Source organism: Streptomyces sp. WELS2 (assembly GCF_013870595.1).
Taxonomy (GTDB): Bacteria; Actinomycetota; Actinomycetes; order Streptomycetales; family Streptomycetaceae; genus Streptomyces.
Genome location: NZ_JACBWZ010000805.1, coordinates 1 through 2,747 on the forward strand (window position 1 = coordinate 1; position 2,747 = coordinate 2,747).

General features: G+C 67.7%; 2 protein-coding genes. One reads left to right on the top strand and one right to left on the bottom strand.

Features of this window, described 5'->3' with window-relative positions; translation table 11 throughout:
• Positions 1-487, bottom strand: a 487-nt coding sequence (locus H5J33_RS30100; RefSeq protein ID WP_181797947.1) for an SRPBCC family protein, incomplete at its 3' end; no start/stop codon positions are given.
• 290 nt (positions 488-777) lie between these two features.
• Between H5J33_RS30100 and htpG the strand changes: the two genes are divergently transcribed.
• Positions 778-2,679: a molecular chaperone HtpG gene (gene htpG / locus H5J33_RS30105; protein ID WP_181797948.1), complete on the top strand. Its 1,902-nt coding sequence runs from the start codon at positions 778-780 to the stop codon at positions 2,677-2,679.
• Positions 2,680-2,747: the final 68 nt, after the last annotated feature.

The following is a 2,747-nucleotide window of genomic DNA, read 5'->3' on the forward strand; positions in this document are numbered from 1 at the left end:
GACCGCCGCCCAGGGCCTGTACGACCTGCTCGCCCGGCCTGATCCGGCCGCGCCACGCGCCGGACTCGGTGCCGCGTTGCTCGATGTACTCCTTGAACCGCTTCATGTCGCCCTTGACGCGGCGGTCGACGGTGCCGATCAGGTCCCCGACCTTCTCCACCGGCCCACTGGTCTCGACGTCCATCACCAGCTCCACCCTGGTGTGGGTGTCGTCCACCCGTTCGAAGCGGACGCTGCCCTTCTGGTTGGTGTCGCCGCCGACCGTGCGCCACGTGATCCGCTCGTCCGGCAGCTGGTCGACGATCTCGGTGTCGAACTCCCGCCGTACCCCGCCGATCTTCGTGGTCCAGTGATTGTGCCGGTCGTCCAGCTGGGTGATCTCCTCGACGCCTTCCATGAACTCCGGGAAGCTCTCGAACTGCGTCCACTGGTTGTAGGCGGTGTGCACCGGTACGCCGACTTCCACCGTTTCCTTGACCGTGCTCATCTGCACTCTCCGTTCTCGCTGGTGGGGTGTCCCCGGACGGCCGTCCGTACGGCGCGCCCGGGCCGGGAGTGCCGGGTACCCGGAGAGCCGACGGTCATGGCCACGGATTTTGATCATCACCGCCGGCTCGCCGGCGCCCCGGGACCGCGCCCGGCGCCGGCGCTCGCGCCCGGCGCCGGCGGCATGCGGATCCGGCCACCGACACCGTCTTCGGGCCACCGCGCTGACGTGGTGTTTTACAGTGTTTGCCACCAGTTCAGGGCAACAGGACCTGTGAGGTATTCGCGAACATGCCGACCGAGACCTTCGAGTTCCAGGTAGAGGCCCGTCAGCTGCTCCAGCTGATGATCCACTCGGTGTACTCGAACAAGGATGTCTTCCTGCGGGAACTCGTCTCCAACGCCTCCGACGCGCTGGACAAGCTGCGTCTGGAGAAGCTCTGGGACGACTCGCTCGACGCCGACGTGTCCGATCTGCACATCGAGATCGACATCGACAAGGACGCCCGTACCCTGACCGTCCGCGACAACGGCATCGGGATGTCGTACGAGGAGGTCGGGCAGCTCATCGGCACGATCGCCAACTCCGGCACCGCGAAGTTCCTCCAGGAGCTGCGCGAGGCCAAGGACAAGGCCGGCGAGGACGGGCTGATCGGCCAGTTCGGCGTCGGGTTCTACTCCGGCTTCATGGTGGCGGACGAGGTCACCCTGCTGACCCGGCGGGCCGGCGAGAGCCAGGGCACCCGGTGGTCCTCGCGCGGCGAGGGCACGTACACCCTGGAGAAGGTCGACGACGCGCCGCAGGGCACCTCGGTCACGCTGCACCTCAAGCCCGCCGACCCGGAGAACCAGCTCCACGACTACACCTCCCCGTGGAAGATCCGGGAGATCATCAAGCGGTACTCGGACTTCATCACCTGGCCGATCCGGATGGTGCCCGAGAAGTCCGGCGACGACGGCCAGACGCCCGAGCCCGAGACGCTCAACTCCATGAAGGCGCTGTGGGCGCGGCCCCGCGACGAGGTCTCCGACGACGAGTACCACGAGCTGTACAAGCACATCGGCCACGACTGGCGCGACCCGCTGGAGACGATCCGGCTCCAGGCGGAGGGCACCTTCGAGTACCAGGCCCTGCTCTTCCTCCCGGCGCACGCGCCCCACGACCTGTTCACCCGCGACTTCAAGCGGGGTGTGCAGCTGTACGTCAAGCGCGTGTTCATCATGGACGACTGCGAGGCGCTGCTGCCGCCGTACCTCCGCTTCGTCAAGGGCGTCGTGGACGCCGCCGACCTGTCGCTGAACGTGTCCCGCGAGATCCTCCAGCAGGACCGCCACATCGAGATGATGCGGCGCCGGCTGACCAAGAAGGTCCTGTCCACGGTCAAGGAGATGATGACCAAGGACCAGGAGCGCTACGGCACCTTCTGGCGGGAGTTCGGCACGGTCCTGAAGGAGGGCCTGGTCACCGACGCGGAGAACCGTGACGCCATCCTCGCCGTCGCCTCCTTCGCCAGCACCCACCACGACACCGAGCCGACCACGCTCAAGCAGTACGTGGAGCGGATGAAGGACGGCCAGGAGGACATCTACTACCTGACCGGCGAGTCCCGGCAGAGCATCGAGAACTCCCCGCACATGGAGGCCTTCCGGGAACGGGGCATCGAGGTGCTGCTGCTCACCGACCCGGTCGACGAGGTGTGGGCCGACGCCGTCGGCGAGTACGAGGGCAAGAAGCTGCGCTCCGTCGCCAAGGGGCAGATCGACCTCGACGCCGAGGACGAGGACGGCGCCGACGAGAACCGGGAGAAGCAGACCGAGGAGTACTCCGGACTGCTCGGCTGGATGAAGGAGCGGCTGGACGAGGACATCAAGGACGTACGGCTCTCCTCCCGCCTCACCGTCTCCCCGGCCTGTGTCGTCTCCGACGCCCACGACCTCACCCCGGCGCTGGAGAACATGTACCGCGCGATGGGCCAGGAGGTGCCCCGCGCCAAGCGGATCCTGGAGCTGAACCCGGACCACCAGCTGGTGAAGGGCCTCAACCAGGCGTACAAGGAGCGCGAGGACCGCACGGAGCTGGCCGAGACCGCCGAGCTGCTGTACAGCCTCGCGGTGCTCGCCGAGGGCGGCCAGCCGAAGGAGCCGGCCCGCTTCGTCAAGCTGATGGCGGACCGCCTGGAACGCGCGCTGTAAACGTCCTGTGACACTCCCGCCCCGCCGTCACGGCGACGGCGGAGCGGGAGTGTCCAGGTCGAGGGCCG